The 18,976-nt window shown below is 63.8% G+C and carries 18 protein-coding genes and 1 tRNA gene; 17 read left to right on the forward strand and 2 right to left on the reverse strand.

Features of this window, described 5'->3' with window-relative positions; genetic code table 11:
- The first annotated feature begins 9 nt into the window (after nt 1–9).
- Nucleotides 10–945 (forward strand): RNA polymerase sigma factor RpoS, encoded by a 936-nt coding sequence (gene rpoS / locus GO608_RS14525; protein ID WP_169197727.1) that lies wholly within the window; start codon nt 10–12, stop codon nt 943–945.
- A 21-nt stretch (nt 946–966) separates the two neighbouring features.
- Here the strand turns inward: rpoS and mltB are convergent, their stop codons facing one another.
- Nucleotides 967–2,346 carry a lytic murein transglycosylase B gene (mltB, locus tag GO608_RS14530; RefSeq protein ID WP_425532304.1) on the reverse strand — a complete coding sequence of 460 codons (1,380 nt, stop codon included), beginning with the start codon at nt 2,344–2,346 and terminating at the stop codon, nt 967–969.
- Here mltB and GO608_RS14535 point away from each other — a divergent pair.
- The 3 genes from GO608_RS14535 to bamC all read left to right on the forward strand — a co-directional run bounded on the left by GO608_RS14535 (nt 2,327) and on the right by bamC (nt 5,385).
- On the forward strand, nt 2,327–3,253 hold the full coding sequence (locus tag GO608_RS14535) for a histone deacetylase family protein (protein ID WP_169197729.1): 927 nt from the start codon (nt 2,327–2,329) through the stop codon (nt 3,251–3,253). The two genes, mltB and GO608_RS14535, sit on opposite strands and share 20 nt — an antisense overlap.
- A gap of 93 nt (nt 3,254–3,346) precedes the next feature.
- Nucleotides 3,347–4,225: a 4-hydroxy-tetrahydrodipicolinate synthase gene (dapA, locus tag GO608_RS14540; protein WP_169197730.1), complete on the forward strand. Its 879-nt coding sequence runs from the start codon at nt 3,347–3,349 to the stop codon at nt 4,223–4,225.
- Nucleotides 4,226–4,248: 23 nt separating this feature from the next.
- A complete protein-coding gene (bamC, locus tag GO608_RS14545) occupies nt 4,249–5,385 on the forward strand; it encodes an NlpB/DapX family lipoprotein (RefSeq protein WP_169197731.1) in 1,137 nt (378 codons plus the stop codon).
- A 101-nt stretch (nt 5,386–5,486) separates the two neighbouring features.
- Here the strand turns inward: bamC and GO608_RS14550 are convergent, their stop codons facing one another.
- Nucleotides 5,487–6,110 (reverse strand): hypothetical protein, encoded by a 624-nt coding sequence (locus GO608_RS14550; RefSeq protein WP_247003163.1) that lies wholly within the window; start codon nt 6,108–6,110, stop codon nt 5,487–5,489.
- On the opposite strand from GO608_RS14550, the gene rlmD reads away from it, so the two are divergent.
- The 13 genes from rlmD to hbdA all read left to right on the forward strand — a co-directional run bounded on the left by rlmD (nt 6,094) and on the right by hbdA (nt 18,967).
- Nucleotides 6,094–7,395, forward strand: a complete 1,302-nt coding sequence (rlmD, locus tag GO608_RS14555) for a 23S rRNA (uracil(1939)-C(5))-methyltransferase RlmD (RefSeq protein ID WP_169197732.1) — start codon at nt 6,094–6,096, stop codon at nt 7,393–7,395. The genes GO608_RS14550 and rlmD overlap by 17 nt on opposite strands.
- Before the next feature lie 139 nt (nt 7,396–7,534).
- Nucleotides 7,535–7,622 (forward strand) — tRNA-Ser (locus tag GO608_RS14560).
- A 369-nt stretch (nt 7,623–7,991) separates the two neighbouring features.
- Nucleotides 7,992–9,131 (forward strand): benzoyl-CoA reductase, bzd-type, subunit N, encoded by a 1,140-nt coding sequence (bzdN, locus tag GO608_RS14565; protein ID WP_169197733.1) that lies wholly within the window; start codon nt 7,992–7,994, stop codon nt 9,129–9,131.
- Nucleotides 9,132–9,150: 19 nt separating this feature from the next.
- On the forward strand, nt 9,151–10,455 hold the full coding sequence (gene bzdO, locus GO608_RS14570) for a benzoyl-CoA reductase, bzd-type, subunit O (RefSeq protein WP_169197734.1): 1,305 nt from the start codon (nt 9,151–9,153) through the stop codon (nt 10,453–10,455).
- A 169-nt stretch (nt 10,456–10,624) separates the two neighbouring features.
- Entirely contained in the window at nt 10,625–10,858 is a 234-nt protein-coding gene (locus GO608_RS19535) for a BadF/BadG/BcrA/BcrD ATPase family protein (RefSeq protein WP_281505740.1), read from the forward strand.
- On the forward strand, nt 10,855–11,124 hold the full coding sequence (locus GO608_RS19540; protein ID WP_281505741.1) for a BadF/BadG/BcrA/BcrD ATPase family protein: 270 nt from the start codon (nt 10,855–10,857) through the stop codon (nt 11,122–11,124). The genes GO608_RS19535 and GO608_RS19540 overlap by 4 nt, the downstream gene beginning before the upstream one ends.
- A 62-nt stretch (nt 11,125–11,186) precedes the next feature.
- Nucleotides 11,187–11,639 (forward strand): GNAT family N-acetyltransferase, encoded by a 453-nt coding sequence (locus GO608_RS14580; protein WP_169197735.1) that lies wholly within the window; start codon nt 11,187–11,189, stop codon nt 11,637–11,639.
- A gap of 382 nt (nt 11,640–12,021) precedes the next feature.
- Nucleotides 12,022–12,804 (forward strand): SDR family NAD(P)-dependent oxidoreductase, encoded by a 783-nt coding sequence (locus tag GO608_RS14585; protein WP_169197736.1) that lies wholly within the window; start codon nt 12,022–12,024, stop codon nt 12,802–12,804.
- A gap of 141 nt (nt 12,805–12,945) precedes the next feature.
- Nucleotides 12,946–14,124: an acyl-CoA dehydrogenase family protein gene (locus GO608_RS14590; RefSeq protein WP_169197737.1), complete on the forward strand. Its 1,179-nt coding sequence runs from the start codon at nt 12,946–12,948 to the stop codon at nt 14,122–14,124.
- A gap of 158 nt (nt 14,125–14,282) precedes the next feature.
- Nucleotides 14,283–14,927, forward strand: a complete 645-nt coding sequence (locus tag GO608_RS14595) for a TRAP transporter small permease subunit (protein ID WP_169197738.1) — start codon at nt 14,283–14,285, stop codon at nt 14,925–14,927.
- Nucleotides 14,924–16,255 (forward strand): TRAP transporter large permease, encoded by a 1,332-nt coding sequence (locus GO608_RS14600; RefSeq protein ID WP_169197739.1) that lies wholly within the window; start codon nt 14,924–14,926, stop codon nt 16,253–16,255. Before GO608_RS14595 ends, GO608_RS14600 begins: the two co-directional genes overlap by 4 nt.
- Nucleotides 16,256–16,295: 40 nt before the next feature.
- On the forward strand, nt 16,296–17,330 hold the full coding sequence (locus GO608_RS14605; RefSeq protein WP_169197740.1) for a TRAP transporter substrate-binding protein: 1,035 nt from the start codon (nt 16,296–16,298) through the stop codon (nt 17,328–17,330).
- Between the two features lie 65 nt (nt 17,331–17,395).
- Nucleotides 17,396–18,967 (forward strand): 3-hydroxybenzoate--CoA ligase HbdA, encoded by a 1,572-nt coding sequence (gene hbdA, locus GO608_RS14610; protein ID WP_169197741.1) that lies wholly within the window; start codon nt 17,396–17,398, stop codon nt 18,965–18,967.
- Nucleotides 18,968–18,976 lie beyond the last annotated feature (9 nt).

The following is an 18,976-nucleotide window of genomic DNA, read 5'->3' on the forward strand; positions in this document are numbered from 1 at the left end:
GAGGAGGCTATGTACGATCCGGTGAGTCGTGACGATGCCGATAGTCAGGAGCCGGATCTGCCCCCCGAGGTGGAGGTGTTCGTCGAGCGGGTCGCGCCCGCGTTCGAGAACGAGTTTCTCAGCGACGTCACCCAGATCTACCTGAACGAGATCGGGGCGAATCCGCTGCTTACGGCAGCCGAAGAGGCCGCGCTTGCGCGAAGAGTGCGGACTGGCGATTTTTCCGCTCGCCAGATCATGATCGAGCGCAATCTGCGCCTGGTCGTCAACATCGCGAAGCATTACCTCAATCGCGGCATCCCGCTGCTCGATCTGGTCGAAGAGGGAAATCTCGGCCTGATGCATGCGCTCGAGAAATTCGACCCCGAGCGCGGCTTCCGCTTCTCGACCTACGCAACCTGGTGGATTCGTCAGAACATCGAGCGGGCGATCATGAACCAGTCGCGCACGATCCGCCTGCCGGTGCACGTGGTCAAGGAGCTGAATCAGGTGCTGCGCGCGCAGCGCACCCTCGAAGCGTCGGGCAACGGCGAGTTCACGCTCGAGCAGGTCGCCCATCGTCTCGACAAGTCGGTCGAGGAGGTGCGCGCGATCCTCGCCTTGAGCGAACACACCGCGTCGCTCGACGCGCCGCTCGAGATCGACCCGACTCTTTCGATCGGCGAATCGCTCGCTGACGATCAGGCCGAGCCTCCCGATACCCACATCCAGGATGCGGAGGTCGAGAGGCTGATCCAGGAATGGATCGGGATGTTGAACGAAAAGCAGCGCCTCGTGATCCGGCATCGATACGGGCTCGACGAATGCGAAGTGATGACGCTTGAGGAGCTCGCGTCGCGGCTGTGCCTGACGCGTGAGCGGGTGCGCCAGATCCAGCTCGAGGCGCTGGGCCAGTTGCGAAGGACCGTCAAACGGCGCGGCATTTCGCGCGACGAACTGCTGTAAGCCCGTCCCGCTCGCGTTCGTTCACTCGACGCTTGCGGTTTCAGTCTTTTGCTGTTCACGCAAGGCCTGCGACAGTTCAAACACGGCCATCGCATAGAAGCTGCTCTTGTTGTAGCGCGTGATCGTGTAGAAGTTCTGGTATCCGAGCCAGTATTCGGTTCCGGCATCAGGCGTCGCAAGGTCGACGAGGGTTGCAGGAGTCGCGCGTAACGTGCCATCGAGGCTCGTCACGCCGGCCTGTGCCAGTTGTTCCGGTGTGAGCGCGGGTTTGATGCCTGCGTCGACCAGCGCCTGCAAGTCGGCTTCGGGCGTGACGCGTGCCGGCTCCGCTACGACCTCACCCCGCACCCAGCCATGTTCGGCGAGGTAGCGCGCGACACTGCCGATCGCATCGGTCGGTTCCAGATCGAAATCGATGCCGCCGCTGTGGTCGAAATCAACGCCGTAGCTGCGGATGCTGCTGGGCAGGAACTGCGGGTAGCCGATCGCTCCCGCATACGAGCCGTAGTAGCTGAAAAGGTCGCGTCGCTGCTCGCGTGCCAGTAGGAACAGGTTTTCGAGCTCGCGCAGGAACAGCCGCGCCCGTGGCGGATAGTCGAACGCCAGCGTCGTCAGCGCCGACAGCGTCTCGAAATTTCCCGTATTGCGGCCATAGTAGGTTTCCACGCCAATGATCGCGACGACGATTTCCGGGGGCACCCCGTAGCGTTCGTGCGCAGCCTGCAAGGTCGCCGCATGCTCCTGCCAGAACGCAACTCCGCCAACGATGCGTGCCGAGTCGAGAAAGCGGGCGCGGTAGCGCTGCCATGAGCGGACGCCGGGCGAGCCGGAAGGACTGATGAGGCGGATGACGTCGGGCTCATGGCGGGCACGGTCGAGCGCGACGAGCACTTCCCCGCCGTCGAAGCCGTGTTTTTCCTCCATTGTGCGCACGAACGTCCTGACCTCTTCGCGCTGGACATAGGACGCATCGGCGAGCGCTGTACCCGAGAGGAGGGCGAGCGCAAGGAGTGGGGTGATAACGCGTTGTTTCATTTGTGTCTCGGTGTCTCGGTGCTGGGTGGTCGCCGGGAACCCGTGGTCACCCTGTTCCGGCCAAAAAAAACCAGGGGGTCGGCAATATGCAGTGCGCTGATGCAGGGCGGGGCAGCTTGACTTGCCGGCGTAAAATCGTGGGGCCGTCCGAGGACGGGAAGGGCCGGGATTGCTTCGCCAGGCAGGGGCGGCATGGTCGTGAGGCATGGGGCTGCGCACTGTGAAATTGACCGGGAAGCGGTGATAATAGACGACAAAGATCATCAGGCTGCGCCCGACGCAGGCGACGAAACGGTTCGAAAGCCAGGCCGCGGTGATATCGCCTGCAACGAGTGAGGGGAGGGATATGACGACGACAGCGTTCATTACGCACCGGGAATGCTGGCTGCACGATATGGGGACGTTCCATCCGGAATGCTCCGACCGGCTTGCGGCGATCAATGATCGCCTGATCGCAGCCGGCCTCGACCTTTATCTTTCATTTTACGACGCGCCCCAGGCGACACCCGAGCAGATCACTCGCGCACACCCTGCCGCGTACCTCGAAGAGCTGATGAACAGCGTGCCCGAGCATGGCATCCGTCACCTCGATCCCGATACCGCAATGAATCCGGAGACCATGAAGGCCGCGTTGCGTTCGGCCGGTGCGGGCGTGCTGGCGACGGATCTGGTGCTGAAGGGCGAGATCGAGAACGCGTTCTGCGCGGTGCGCCCGCCGGGTCACCATGCGGAACGGGGCCGGGCGATGGGATTCTGCTTCCTCAACAATGTCGCGATCGCGGCGCGCCACGCTCTCGAAGCGCACGGACTGGAGCGCGTGGCAATCGTCGATTTCGACGTTCACCACGGTAACGGCACCGAGGACATCTTCCGTGACGATCCCCGCGTGATGATGGCGAGCATTTTCCAACATCCGTTCTATCCGTACAGCGGCGCGGACTGCACAGCGACACACATGGTCAACGTGCCGGTCCCGGCCGGTACGCGCGGAGACACTTTCCGCCAGATCGTCAGCGACCTGTGGATCCCCGCGCTGAGAAACCACAACCCGCAGATGATCTTCATCTCCGCAGGTTTCGACGGGCACTACGAAGACGACATGGGATCGCTCGGTCTGGTCGAGTCCGACTATGTCTGGGCGACGCAGCAGATCAAGGCGCTTGCGGCGGACTGCGGACACAAGAACATCGTTTCCGTCCTTGAAGGGGGATACGCGCTGTCTTCGCTCGCCCGTTCGGTGGTTGCGCATATCAAGGCGCTGGCCGATCTCTGATGGAGGGCACGCGCCGCGATCGACGCCTGCGCCAGGGTGGTCGTCTGCCGTTGATCGGGTAGAATCAGCGTTTTTAATCTTTCGGCCACTTCCATGATTACCGGATCGATTGTCGCCATCGTCACGCCGATGCATGAGGATGGCGGCTTGGATTACCCCCGTCTGCGCAGTTTGATCGACTTCCACGTAGCCGAAGGCACCGACGGGATCGTGGTCGTCGGCACCACCGGCGAATCGCCTACGGTGAACGTCGAAGAGCATTGCGAACTCATCCGCACGACTGTCGAGCATGCTGCCGGACGCATCCCGGTGATCGCCGGCGCCGGCGCCAACTCGACAGCCGAAGCGATCGAACTGGCCCGGTTTGCACAGGAGGCGGGGGCAGTCACGCAGCTTTCAGTCGTTCCGTATTACAACCGCCCGACCCAGGAAGGCCTTTACCGGCACTTCCGTTCGATCGCCGAAGCTGTCGAACTGCCGCTGATCCTTTATAACGTGCCCGGGCGCACCGTCGCCGATCTGTCGAACGACACGACGCTGCGCCTGGCCGAGATACCGAACATCATCGGCATCAAGGACGCGACGGGCAGCATCGACCGCGCCTGCGACCTGATCGAGCGCGCGCCGAAGGACTTCGCCCTCTACACCGGCGACGACATGACGGCAGCGGCTTTCATCCTTCTCGGCGGTCACGGCACGATTTCGGTCACCGCCAACGTCGCGCCGCGGGCAATGCACGAGATGTGCGCCGCGGCCCTCGCGGGAGATGCGCTGAGGGTGCGCGAGATCAACGCGCGCCTCGTCGGTCTGCATCGCGATCTCTTCTGCGAAGCCAATCCGATTCCGGTCAAGTGGGCCGTGGCCCGCATGGGCCTGATGGAGTCCGGCCTGCGCCTTCCGCTGACCCCGCTGTCGTCAGGCTCGCAGGAGCGCGTGCTGCTCGCGATGCGTCGTGCCGGCGTGAACGTTTGAATCTTCAGGACTTTCGGAAACTCATGAATCGTAGCGTCCGCACTTCGGCTTCACTTCTCGCCCTTTCACTCGCCCTGGCCGGATGCTCCGGCTCACTGGTCGAATCGAAGAAGATCGACTATAAAAGTGCGCGCCAGCTGCCGCCGCTCGAGATCCCTCCCGACCTCACCGCTCCGACGCGCGACGACCGGTATGCGGTGCCCGACGTCTCGCCGCGCGGCGTCGCGACCTACTCGGCCTATACCAATGACCGGGCTGCGCAGCCGCAGGCGACAGCAACCGAAGACGTTCTGCCTGCAGTGCAAAGCATGCGCGTCGAACGTGCCGGCACGCAGCGCTGGCTGGTCGTTCCGGGGAATCCGGACGTGCTGTGGCCGCAGGTCAAGGATTTCTGGCTCGAACTGGGCTTCATCGTGAACATAGAGCGCCCGCAAGTCGGGGTGATGGAAACCGATTGGGCCGAGGACAGAGCGAAAATTCCGCAGGATTTCCTGCGTTCCGCGATCGGCGGCGTGCTCGACGGTTTGTTCTCGACGCCGGAGCGGGACAAATTCCGCACGCGACTCGAGCCGGGCAAGGAGCCGAACACGGTCGAGATCTATATCAGCCATCGCGGAATGGTGGAGATCTATCCCACCGAAGCGAAAGACACGACGATCTGGCAGCCCCGGGCAGCCGATCCGGACCTCGAGGCCGAGATGCTGCGCCGCCTGATGGTGCGGCTCGGCGCGAAGGAAGAGCGCGCGCAGGCAATCCTTGCCGCGGCCCCCGAGGCCGAGCGCGCAACGCTGCAGAGTGCCGGCGGGAAGGCGAGCCTGTCGATGCAGGAGTCTTTCGATCGCGCGTGGCGGCGGGTCGGCCTCGCGTTGGACCGGATCGGTTTTACTGTCGAGGATCGCGACCGTTCGAAGGGACTGTATTTCGTGCGCTACGTCGACCCGGAGGTCGATGTCGAGTCGAAGAAATCCGAGGGCTTCCTGTCGAAGCTGGCGTTCTGGCGCGGCAAGGACGAAGTTGCGGCGAGCGGCAGCGAATATCGCCTGCGGGTGCAGGGTGAAGAGGATGCCTCGGTGATCACCGTGATGACGCGCGAAGGCGGGGAAGATTCGTCGGCTACGGCGCGCAAGATTCTCACGCTGTTGCAAGAGCAACTGCGCTGAGGTGTGACGCCCCCCTGGCGGGACCCGGAGCGACGCGAAGATCGTTTCTGGACTCGTGAAAAAGCCGGCTCGCACCGGCTTTTTCGTTGCGGAACCGGCAGTTACTTCTGAACGGCTTCCTTCGTTGCTTCGACTGCGGCCTCGGCACCTTCCTTGGCTGCTGCAACAGCTTGCTCGGCGCCTTCCTTCGCTGCTTCGACCGCGTTGGCCGCGCCTTCCTTGGCGCTTTCCACGGCTTCCTTAGCGGCTTCCTCGACGGCGGCTGCGGGGGCTGCTTCCTGCGCGGGAGGCGGAGGAGCGGCGGGCTCTTCCTTCTCGCCGCATGCGGACAGGGCGAAAGTGAGGAGGGCAGCGACGAGGAGCGATTGTTTCATGTCTGGTTTCCTTATTAGATAGAGGTGATGACAGCAGTTGATCCGCCCTGGCTGCCGATCGTCAAAACGATTATGCAAGCGGTAGACCAATGGAAATTCTAGCATGTCAATGTCGCAATCATTCGTTATGTGTTGCAGTGCCGCACCGGGATAAACGGCACGACTCCGCACGACACAAGGGCTGTAGCCTTTCCCGCCGGCGTGTTTCCAGTTGTATGGGCGGCCGAGCAAGCCGATCGGACATTTACTGCGGTGAAGTTTTCCTGCCTGCGGTGTACCGCTGGGAAAAGTGCTGCGGAGAGACGTAAAATTACCGACTTTTGGCGGATCTTCAATGCCTGTCGCAGTCATCGAGTCGCTGGATCACGAAGGTCGCGGGGTCGCGCACGTTGACGGCAAGGTCGTCTTCGTCGAAGGGGCACTTGCGGGCGAGCGGGTCGAATATACGGTCTATCGTCAGCGCCCGAGTTACGACCTCGCCGAGGTGACACGCATCATCAAGGCCAGCGCCCAGCGCGTTCGACCTCGGTGCGAGCATTTCGGCGTGTGCGGCGGATGCTCGATGCAGCATCTCGACTCGGTCGCGCAGGCGGCCGCCAAGCAACGCGTGCTCGAGGACGCGTTGTGGCACGTCGGAAAGGTAAGGCCCGGCATCATCTATGCAGCCATCCACGGCCCGTCCTGGGGGTATCGCTATCGTGCGCGGATCGGCGTGAGGGTGGTGCCGAAAAAAGGCGGAGTGCTGATCGGTTTCCACGAACGGCGCAGCAGCTACATCGCCGACATGCGTAGCTGCCCGGTCCTGCCTCCTCACGTCTCGGGGATGTTGCCGGCGCTGCACGAGCTCGTCGGCGGACTCTCGATCGCCGACCGGCTGCCGCAGATCGAAATCGCGATCGGCGACACGGCGACCGTGCTGGTGTTCCGTAACCTGTTGCCGTTGACTCCTGCCGACGAGGCACGGCTGGCGGCCTTTGCCGACGAGCACGGCGTGCAGGTGTGGCTGCAGCCGGGGGCGCCGGCGACGGCGCATCCGCTTCACCCGAAAGGTGCAACGCCGCTCGCCTATACCCTGCCCGAGTTCGACGTTGCAATGGCGTTTCAGCCGACCGACTTCACCCAGGTGAATATCGACATCAACCGCCTGCTGATCCGCCGTTCGTTGCAGTTGCTCGATCCCCGGCCCGGCGAGCGTATCGCCGACCTGTTTTGCGGACTGGGAAATTTCAGTCTGCCGATCGCTCGCTGCGGAGCCACCGTGATAGGCGTCGAGGGCAGCGAATCCCTCGTCAGGCGTGGGGCCAAGAACGCGCGACGCAACGGCCTGCACGGCCGCAACGAATTCCACGCCGCAAACCTGTTCGAAGCGACCGAAGATAGCCTCGCTGCGCTCGGCAGGCTCGACAAGCTGCTGATCGATCCACCGCGGGAGGGAGCGATCGCGGTCGTCAAGGCACTTAGCGTGCTGCAATCGCCCGCACGCATCGTGTACGTATCCTGCAACCCGGCGACGCTTGCGCGCGATGCGGCCGTGCTGGTGCATGAGAAAGGCTACGTGCTGCGAGGTGCCGGCATCGCCAACATGTTCCCGCAAACCTCGCATGTGGAGTCGATCGCCCTTTTCGAGCGGAATTGAGGCGGAGGACTCCCCTGGGGCACAATCGCCCGCGCTGCGGCCGGCAACTTTCGTGTGGCAGTGCAGGGCGCGCCCGGTGGTATACTCCGCCGCTCTCGGCACCACGGCAGCGCAACCGGAAACCTGCCTGAACCGCCCGGGAAGCGTGGCAGAGTGGTCGATTGCACCGGTCTTGAAAACCGGCAACGGGCAACCGTTCGTGAGTTCGAATCTCACCGCTTCCGCCAAAATACGAGAAAAAGCGGCTTTTTGGGCTGCTTTTTCCGTTCACCCCGCACCCCACGCAGCAAAGCCGAAACGAGATTGAGGGCAAGTCGCCCAGCCTTAGTGGGTCATGCCGTCGTGATTAGCTGAGTCACGACTGCGGCATCGCGCCGACCGGCTGACACTCCCGCGCCACCCCTGTTCGGTGGCGGAATCAGATTTTCCCTGAACGCTTGCATTCCCGATTGACCGCGAGTAGAGTGAGTGTTCATTCAGTCGTTTGATTGACATCAAACAAGTGAAGACCCGGGCAGAGGGGTTTATATCGCTCGATAGGTTTCTGAGATGGCCGGATCCGCCGCGCAGCGGAACATTCTTAAGGAGGCAGGTTCATGAACGACGGATTGTTTGACCAGTTCAAGGAGTGGTACGAGAAGCGTCACGACTACGCGCGGGCTTGGAAGGCGCGCACGGGGGGGCAGGTGGTGGCGACGATGTGTACCTATTCGCCCGAGGAATTGCTGATCGCTGCCGGCATGCTGCCGGTGCGCGTGCTCGGCGCCCATGAGCCGCAGAACGTGACCGAGCCGCACATCTTCGGCATGTTCTGCCCGTTCTGTCGCGATTCGCTCGCCCAAGGCCTGCTCGGCCGCTACGACTACGCCGAAGGCGTGACGCTGACGCAGTCGTGCATCCAGTACCGCCAGACCTACAGTTCGTGGCGCCAGAATGTCCCGACGGTGAAGTGGGACTACTACGTCGCGATGCCGAACGACGTGCAGTCGCCACATTCGCGCAAGGCGCATATCGCCGAAGTGCAGCGTTTCCGCGTGTTCCTGCAGACGCTGACCGGCAAGGAAATCACCGACGACATGCTGCGCGAGTCGCTGGCCGTCGTCGACGAGAACCGTCGCCTGCTGCGCGAGCTCTTCGACTACCGCAAGGAAACGAACCCGCAGGTGACCGGCGTCGAAGCGCTGTATGCGTCGATCACTGCCCAGTTCATCGACAAGCGCGAGCACAACGAGCAGCTGAAGAAAGTGCTGGCGGCACTGCCGAAGCGCAATCTCGATCGTCCGCAGGGCGCGCGCTTCATGACGATCGGCTCAGAAAACGACGACGTCGCGTTCATGGCGATGGTCGAGTCGGTCGGTGCGACGATCGTCATCGACGACCAGTGCTCGGGCACTCGTTACTTCTGGAACGCCTCGAAGCCCGGCGACGACGTCATCCGCGCGATCGCCGAGCGCTACTGCGACCGCCCGGCGTGTCCGACGAAGGATTACCCGGTCCACACGCGCTACGACCACGTGCTGAACCTGGCGAAGGAATACAACGTCCAGGCCGCGATTTTCCTGCAGCAGAAGTTCTGCGACCCCCACGAGGGCGACTACCCGGACCTGAAGCGTCACCTCGAAGCCAACGGCATCCCGACGCTGTTCCTCGAATTCGACATCACGAACCCGATCGGCCCGTTCCGCATCCGCATCGAAGCGATGCTCGAGACGCTGAGCGAAGAAGAGCTGTTCTGAGCCCTCAAGGAGACCAACCATGACGAACCTGTACCCGACCGAACCGCTCAAGCTGTGGGGCAAGGCCAAGCAGCTGCGCGAGCAGTACTACCAGAACTTCGCGCGCGCGAAGGACAACGGCGGCATCCGCTGGTCGGCGGCCGGCTGGTCGTTCGACGCGATCCCGACTTCGCTCGGCGACGACGTCTATCCGCTGACCGGCGAGCCGTATTCGGCTGGCGTGTCGCTCGACCGCAAATTCACGCAGCGCTGCCTCGATGCGGCCGAATCGTATGGCTTCGCGCGCGACATGTGCTCGTACATGCGCATCTACTGGGGCAGCATGCACCTGGACGAGTACTTCTACGGCGGCAAGTGGCCGACCTCGGACTTCATCTTCCAGACGCAGATCTGCTGCTCGCACGCGAAGTGGTATCAGCACGTCTCGCGCACGAAGAAAATCCCGGACTTCTACGTCGACGTGTCGGTCGGCGCGTACAAGGACCTGACGCCGGACCGCCTCGACTACGTGACGAGCCAGCTGCACGACTCGATCGAGTTCGTCGAGAAAGCCACGGGTCGCAAGTGCGACGACGAGCTGCTGATCCGCGCGATCAAGAACGAGATGCGCTCGACCGCGCGCTGGGCGCAGATCTGCGAACTGCAGAAAGCCGTGCCGGCGCCGCTCGATGAAAAGACGATGTACTCGCTGTACGTGCTGGCGATCCTGCACAAGTCCTCGCAGTGGTGCGCGGACTTCTACGACGAGCTGTACGAGGAAGTGAAGGACCGCGTCGCGCGCGGCATCGCCGCAGTGCCCAACGAGCGCTGCCGTCTGATGTCGGACACGCAGCCGCCGTGGCCTTTCCTCAAGATCTTCCGCTATCTGGAGAGCTACGGCGCGGTGTCGATCGGCTCGCTCTACACCTTCGGCCTCGAAGGCACGTGGGAGACCAAGGCCGACGGTAGCTGGGGCGCGCGCACGCTGCCGTGGGAAAAGGGGGTCGAGATGAACGACCGCGACACCGCGCTGCGTCTCTATGCCGACTGGAACCTGTCGAAGCCGCTGTGGCAGCAGTTCTTCGATCCGTCGGTGAAGTCCGAGATGATGCTCAACATCGCGCGCGACTGGAACGTCGACGGCTGCATGATGCACTTGAACCGCGGCTGCGAAGGTCTGTCCGTCGGCATCATGGAGAACCGCCAGGCGATGGCGAAGGCGGGCATCCCGATCATGACTTATGAAGGGAACATGGGCGACGAGCGCGAATTCGACGAAGTCCGCACCCAGGCCCGCGTCGATGCGTTCATGGAGCAGCTCGGCCTGCGCCGCCTCGCCGCCTGATTTTTTCGCGCCGCCTGCGCGCCGTTCCGCCCTCGACGGCACCCGCCCTACCTTGCGTACCGCGGGTGCCGTCTCGGCGCGCCCAGTTCACAGGCATATCAGGATTGAATTCGACTGAGGACACGAGGATGATTACCGCAGGAATCGACATGGGCTCGCGCAGCGTCACATGGGCGGCCAGGTCTGCAAGGCGATCCACTGCGACGAGAAAGGCAAGGTGACGAACTTCCTGATGAACGACAAGTGCGCGGCCGGTACCGGGCGCGGCATGGAAGTCATCTCCGACCTGATGCAGATCCCGATCGCCGAACTGGGCCCGCGCTCGTTCGACGTCGATGTCGAGCCGGAAGCGGTGTCGTCGATCTGCGTCGTGTTCGCCAAGTCCGAAGCGCTGGGTTCTTGAAAGCCGGCTACACCAAGAACAAGGTGATCGCGGCCTACTGCCAGGCGATGGCCGAGCGCGTCGTGAGCTTGCTCGAGCGCATCGGCGTCGAGGAAGGCTTCTTCATCACCGGCGGCATCGCGAAGAACCCGGGTGTCGTGAAGCGCATCGAGCGCATCCTCGGCATCAAGCAGGTCGAGACCAAGATCGACAGCCAGATCGCCGGCGCGCTGGGCGCAGCGCTCTTTGGCTACACGCTGATGCAGAAGCAGGCGAAAGCGGCCTGAAGTCGGGGCTGAAGCAGCGCCGGCATCCCTGCTGGCGCTGCATTTATCGAGGAGAAGGGGAAATGGCTGAAAAGAACCGTGTAATGCGCGTACTGAAGAAGGATGATCTCGGCGCGGTCGTCGCAATCGACGAAATCGGTGCCAAGCGCTCCCGTCACGATTACTACCAACGCAAGTTCGAGACGATCCTCAATTCCGCTCACAACATCAACTCGTCGATCGTCTGTGAAGTCGATGGCAGGATCGTGGGCTTCGTCATGGGGGACGTCTATTTCGGCGAGTTCGGAATCCCCGAAACGTCGGCGACGATCGACACCATCGGCGTCCATCCGGAGTTCCAGAACCACGGCATCGCGAGTGAAATGCTCGACCAGTTCATGATGAACATGAAGGTGGCGGGCGTGAAGAAAGTCTACACGCTGGTGAACTGGGACGACTTCGCGCTCGAGAAATTCTTCTCGCGGCAGAAGTTCACGCCATCCAAGCTGGTGAATCTGGAATATCAGCTGCCCTGACGGGAGAGCCGGCGCGGTGAGACCGGCAAGGTCTGCCCGCCGGCAGCGACATCTTGTCGCGCGACCACCTGCAGTCACCCGAAGCGCGCCGCGCTCCACACTCGCCGTGTTGAGCCGGGCCCTGGACAATCCCCAGGTCCGCATTGACCCTGCCTTCGCCCTCATCTCCTCCGTAAGAAACGAGCCTCATCCCCCCCATCCAGGGACCGGAAGAATTGTCCTTTCAACGTCGAATATGGCTTGACGTGTCGAGATGAATGAGTGACAATTCATTCATTGATTTGGGAGCAGCGCAGCCTTGACGGGGTACGCGGCCGGCGCAACAGGAAGCGGAGTCCCGTGCAGAGGGCGGCGGGTTTCACTCAAGGAAGGAGATGATGAAATGAGTACGGTGCGCGAACTTTCCGGCAAGCACGCAGTGGTCACCGGAGGCGGCCGCGGCATCGGTGCCGCGATCGCCCAGCGCCTGGCCGAACAGGGCGCGTGCGTCACGCTGATGGGACGCACGCGCGAACCGCTCGAAGAGCGGGCGGAGGCGTTGCGCGCACTCACGGATATGCACTGCGAAGCTGTCGACGTCGCCGACCCGGCCTCCGTCGCGGCCGCTTTCGACGCTGCCGCACGTCGATTCGGGGCGGTCTCGATTCTGGTCAACAATGCCGGTCAGGCATCGAGCGCGCCGTTCGTCAAGACCGATCTCGCGCTGTGGCAGCAGATGCTCGACGTCAACCTCACCGGCACCTACCTCGGGACGAAGGCAGTGCTATCCGGAATGCTCGCCGCCGGCTGGGGCCGCATCGTCAACGTCGCGAGCACCGCCGGGCAGAAAGGCTATCCCTACGTTTCGGCCTACTGCGCTGCCAAGCACGGCGTCATCGGCATGACGCGCGCGCTGGCGCTCGAACTGGCCCAGAAGAACATCACGGTGAATGCGGTTTGTCCCGGTTACACCGACACCGACATCGTGCGCGAGGCGATCACGAATATCCGCGCCAAGACGGGCCGCAGCGAAGCCGAAGCGCAAGTCGAGCTGGCTAAGCACAACCCCCAGGGCCGTCTGGTCCGTCCCGATGAAGTCGCGAACGCCGTGCTGTGGCTTTGCCTGCCGGGAGCGGAAGCGATCACCGGCCAGGCGATTTCGGTGTCCGGTGGAGAAGTCATGTGAGGTCGCGCGGGCCCCGGGCGGTGCAGGAATCGTCGCCCGGCGCCGGCTGAACACTACGGCCGGGGGCAGCGCCGACCGACGCAATGAACCAGAGGAGGAGGTGACATCGGCTCACCTTCCCGTATGCAGGAGGAGAAGTAGATGAGTGATCAGACCTATCTCGAGTGGCCGTTCTTCGACGAGCGCCACCGTCAACTGCAGACCGAACTCGAGGCCTGGGCGTCGGCCAACGTGACGGAACATCACGGCAGCGATCTGGACACCGCGTGCCGCGAGCTGGTGGCAAAGCTGGGCGCTGCCGGCTGGCTGCGCTACGTCGTCGGTGGCACCGCGTACGGGGGGTGCCACGACGTCATCGACACCCGCGCCGTGTGCCTGCTGCGCGAGACGCTGGGGCGTCACTCCGGACTCGCCGACTTCGCGTTCGGCATGCAGGGGCTCGGTTCCGGCGCGATCACGCTGCATGGTACGGACGCGCAGAAACGCGACTACCTGCCGCGCGTCGCAGCCGGCCAGGCGATCGCCGCCTTCGCGCTGTCGGAACCCGGCTCCGGCTCGGACGTCGCCGCGATGGCGTGCAGCGCGCACCAGGACGGCGACGAGTACGTGATCGACGGCGAGAAGACGTGGATCTCGAACGGCGGCATTGCCGATTTTTACGTCGTCTTCGCCCGCACCGGCGAAGCGCCCGGTTCCCGCGGGCTCTCCGCGTTCATCGTCGATGCCGACAGGGCGGGGCTCGAGATCGCCGAACGCATCGACGTCATCGCGCCGCATCCGCTCGCCCGCCTGCGCTTTCGCGAGTGCCGCGTGCCGAAGTCCTGCCTCCTCGGGCTGCCCGGTCAGGGCTTTAAGGTCGCGATGCAGACGCTGGACATCTTCCGCACGTCGGTTGCTGCCGCGGCGCTGGGTTTTGCGCGGCGCGCGCTCGACGAAGCGCTCAAGCGCGCGACGACGCGCGACATGTTCGGCCAGAAGCTCGCCGATTTCCAGATCACGCAAGCGAAGCTCGCGCAAATGGCCACCGGAGTCGACACCTCGGCGCTGCTGACTTACCGCGCCGCGTGGCTGCGCGACCAGGGGCGGACCATCACCGGCGCCGCCGCGATGGCGAAGATGACTTCCACCGAGACCGCGCAACAGGTCATCGATGCCGCGGTGCAGATGTGGGGCGGCTGCGGAGTCGTCAGCGATCATCCCGTCGAGCGCCTGTACCGCGAGATCCGCTCGCTGCGCATCTACGAAGGCGCGACCGAAGTCCAGCAACTCATCATCGCCCGGCAGACGCTTTCGGCGTACGCACGCGAGCAGGAGCACTGACGCTGGCCGTGCGGTGGCGAGCGATCGGGAATCGTTTCGCCCTCGCGTCCGGCGTCCGCCCCAGCCACGACTTTGCGGCGTGGGCCGGGATCAATCGGGAAGATACCCGTTCCTGTGTGACTGGCTGTTGATGCAGTCCAGATAAGAGGAGACAGAACATGCATGCAAGCATTGCGAGCTACGATGCGACGGCTACGCCGCGTGGCGTCGAAGGATTTCCGGTTCGGCCGAAAGTGCCCGCCGACGGAGAGGGAATCCAGCTCGAGCCCGGTTCCGTCGAACACGTCGCCCATCCCGAAGCGCTGCCGCACGGGCCGTGGGGGATGCGGCTGCACGCGGCTACGCGCGCCTTCGCGCTCGCGGGCGGCGTCCTGTTCATCGTGCTGATCGCGATGTCGCTGGTTTCGATCGTCGGGCGCAAGCTGTTTTCAATGCCCGTTCCCGGTGATTTCGAGCTCCTGCAGATGGGTGCGGCCGTCGCCGCGGCGACGTTCTTCGCGTACTGCCAGATGAGTGACGGACACGTGAAGGTCGATTTCTTCACGACCTGGATGCCGGAGCGCCTGCGCGCCTTCCTCGATGGCCTCGCTGCGCTCTTGATGTGTGCCGTCGCGCTGCTGATTTCGTGGCGCACCGCGATCGGCGCCGTGTCGTCGTTCGAGTCGGGTGAGGCATCGCTGATGCTCGGATGGCCGGGATGGATCGCGATCGCGCTGATCGTGCCCAGCTTCATCCTGTTCGCGCTCACCGGCCTGTACATTGCTGGACGGCGCTTCCGTCATGCACTGGGAGAAGCCAAATGAGCGGCATCGAAATCGGCATCACGATGTTCGGCCTCCTGCTCGTGATGCTCGTGCTGCGGGTGCATATCGGCATCACGATGTTCACGGTGGGGGCCGGCGGCTTCCTGACGATGACCGGCGGTGACTGGTCGCCTTTCCTCAACATGCTGAAGAACCTCGCGTATGCGCGGCTCTCGAACTACGACCTCGCCGTCATCCCGATGTTCTTGCTGATGGGGCAGTTCGCGACGCATGGAGGGTTGTCGCGCGCGCTGTTCCGCTGCGTGAGTTCGCTGGTCGGTCACTGGCGCGGCGGCGTCGCGATGGCTTCGACGGGGGCCTGTGCGGGCTTCGGCGCGATCTGCGGCTCGTCGCTGGCGACGGCCGCGACGATGGGTCAGGTCGCGCTGCCGGAACTCAAGCGCTACAAGTATTCCGGCTCGCTGTCGACGGGCGCGTTGGCCGCAGGGGGCACGCTCGGCATCCTGATCCCGCCGTCGGTGCCGCTCGTGATCTACGCCGTGCTGACCCAGGAATCGATCGGCAAGCTGTTCATGGCGGCGGTGCTGCCGGGCCTCATCGCGATGCTCGGCTACATGCTCGTGATCCGCATCATCGTCACGCTCAAGCCGGACGCCGGCCCTGCCGGACCGCACGTGCCGCTCGCCGAGAAGCTGCGCTCGGTGGTGAGCGTGATGCCGGTCGCGTTGATCTTCCTGGTCGTGATCGTCGGCATCTACGGCGGCTGGGCGAACCCGACCGAAGCGGCGTCGCTCGGCGCGGCCGCATGCGGCATCCTCGCGGTCGTCTCGGGCGGCATGCGCCTCGAAGGCGTCAAGGACAGCATCCTCGGTGCAGCCGAAGCGACAGCGATGATTTTTCTCGTGCTGCTGGGTGCGGACATGCTCAACACCGGCCTCGCACTCACGCAGATGCCGGCCGAGCTCGCCAACTGGGTCAAGGACAGCGGCCTGTCACCGCTGTTGGTGCTGACCGCGATCCTGCTGATCTACGTCTTCCTCGGCTGCGTCATGGACGCGCTGGCGATGATCCTGCTGACGATCCCGATTTTCTATCCGGTGGTGATGGGCCTGGAGTTCTGGAATCTCAGCCAGGCGGACAAATCGATCTGGTTCGGCATCCTCGTGCTGATGGTCGTCGAGATCGGTCTGGTGCATCCGCCAGTCGGGATGAACATCTACATCATCAACCGTCTCGCCAAGGACGTCCCGCTCAGCGACACGTTCAAGGGGGTGATGCCGTTCCTCGCCTCGGACCTTGCGCGCATCGTGTTGCTGATGTTCTTCCCGGTCATCACGCTGTACCTGGTACGGACCTTCGGCGGCTAGCCCGGCCCGGTTCATTCGATCTGTTCAAAGGAAAAAACCGATGAAAACCCGCAACCTGCTCACCCCGCTTTGCGCTTCCGTGCTGATGACGTTCGGCGCAGCCCAGGTCCAGGCCGCAGACGATGTCGTCACGCTGCGCGTGCATCACTTCCTGCCGCCGTCGTCGAACACGCAGCTGAAGTTCCTCGAACCGTGGTGCGCGAAGATCAGCGCGGAATCCGCGGGCCGGCTGAAATGCCAGATCTACCCGGCGATGCAGATGGGCGGCACGCCGCCGCAGCTCTTCGACCAGGCCAAGGACGGCATCGCCGACATCGTCTGGGCATTGCCCGGCTACCAGGCGGGACGCTTCCTCGTGACCGAAGCGTTCGAGCTGCCGTTCATGGGCATCTCCGGCGAGAAGTCGAGCCGGGCGTTGTGGACCTACGCGACGAAAAACGCGACCGACGAATACAAGGGCGTCCGGCCGCTCGTTTTCCACGTGATCTCGGGCATGGCGCTGCATACCTCGAAGAAGCAGGTCAAGACGATGGACGACCTGCGCGGCCTGAAAGTGCGGGCACCGACGCGCTTGGCGACGCGGATGCTCACCGCGCTGGGCGCGACGCCCGTGCCGATGCCGGTGCCGCTGGTCACCGAGAGCCTGGCGAAGGGGGTCATCGACGGAGCGATGATCCCGTGGGAAGTGGTGCCGGCGATGAAGGTGCAGGAAGTCGTGAAATACCACACCGAGACCGACCCGAGCATGCCGCTGCTGTCGACCTCGGCTTTCGTGCTGGCGATGAACCCGGCCAAATACGACAGCCTGCCCCCGGAGCTGAAGAAGGTCATCGACGCGAACAGCGGCGCCGAAGTGTCGGCATGGGCCGGCAAGGTCTGGGACGATGCGACGCTCGCGGGGCGGCAGTCCGGTGTCGAGCGCAAGAACACGTTCTACATGGTGCCTGCGGACGAAGTGAAGAAGTGGCAGAAAGCCTCCGAGTCGGTGACTGCCGACTGGGTCAAGGAGGTGACTGCGAAGGGGTATGACGGACAGAAACTGCTCGCCGAAGCCCAGGCGCTGCTGAGTAACTGACCCGAAGGTCGTCTCGCTTCCCGGTCCTTGCGCCGGGGATTTTTTTCTGTCGTTGTGGAGCAGACATGAGTTTTGACAATACCGCGCGATACGGAACGATGAACGCGGCCGACGAAATCATCGGTCGCCCCCTTTCCCTGGGTCTCGGCGAGCAGGCCGCGATCGTCAGCGGCGACCGCTCGGTGAGCTATCGCGAACTGAATGCGATGGTCAATCGCACCGGTAACGCGCTGAAGGAGCACGGCCTCGTCAAGGGAGAGCGAGTACTTTTCCTCATGGACGACTCCCCCGAAATGGTCGCGGCCTACCTTGGCACGCTGCGCATCGGCGCCGTCTCGGTCGCGCTCAACGTCCGCCTCGCGCCGCGCGACGTACGCTACGTCATCGAGGACAGCGAGTGCCGGGTGCTGATGATCGATGCCGAGTTTGTGCACCTGTACGAGGAAATCGCCGGTGAGCTCGCATCCCGGCCGTTGGTGGTCGTCCGCGGCGCCGCGCCTCCCGCGGGTTGCGTGTCGCTCGAGAGCTTCGTCGCGGGCTGCTCCGATGCGCTCGAATCGGAGCCGGCGGCACCGAACGACGTCGCATTCTGGGTCTACTCGTCCGGCACCACCGGCCGGCCGAAGGCGGTGATGCATACGCACGAATGCGTGCTGATCGCCGACCAGATGGAGCGCGAGTATTTCGGCGTCGTGCCGGGAGACCGCATCTTCACCACATCCAAGATGTTTTTCGGCTGGGCGCTCGGCCATTCGCTGATGGGCGGGCTGCGTTGCGGGGCGACCGTGATCATCGCGCCGGGCTGGCCGGACCCGGCACTTATGGCCGGCATCATCGAGCGCCACAAGCCGACGCTTTTTTTCAGCACACCGGTGATGTATCGCAACCTGCTGCGCGAAGGCGTCGCCGAAACGCCCGCCTGCCGCGAGATCCGCTATTTCCTGTCGGCCGGCGAGAAGCTCCCCGAAACGCTTTACCAGCGCTGGCTCGAAGTCTGCGGCAAACCGATCATCGACGGCATCGGCGCTTCCGAGACGATCTTCCTGTTTCTCGTCAACGACTCGCTCGAGCAGCGGCCGGGTTCCTGCGGCAAGAAGGTGCCGTGGGCCGAAGTCCGCCTCGTCGATGAAGCCGGCGAAGAGATCGTCACCCCTGACGTGCCCGGGCTGATCGCGATCAGGACGCCGTCACAGTTCGCCGGTTACTGGAAGCAGCCCGAGCTGACCGCGAAGGCGCTGCGGGACGGCTGGTACTACCCGGGCGACATGTTCAGTTTCGACCGCGACGGGTACTGGTACCACAACGGGCGCGCCGACGACATGCTGAAAATCTCCGGGCAATGGGTGAGCCCGTCGGAGATCGAATCCTGTGCAATGACCGCGCCGGGTATCTCCGAGGCCGCGGTCGTCGGCATCCAGCAGGACGACGGGCTGATGCGTCTCGCGCTGATCGCCGTGGCGAAGGATCCGACGGCCAACGAGGCGCGGCTGTCCGAGGAAGTGCTCAAGACGCTGAAAGCGAACCTGTCGATCTACAAGTGCCCGCGCACGATCCGCTTCGTCGAGGAGCTGCCGCGCACCGCCACCGGCAAGATCCAGAAATACCGTTTGCGGGAAATGATGAAAACGGCCGCATGACGTGAACGA

It is taken from the genome of Aromatoleum buckelii, assembly GCF_012910785.2.
Taxonomy (GTDB): domain Bacteria; phylum Pseudomonadota; class Gammaproteobacteria; order Burkholderiales; family Rhodocyclaceae; genus Aromatoleum; species Aromatoleum buckelii.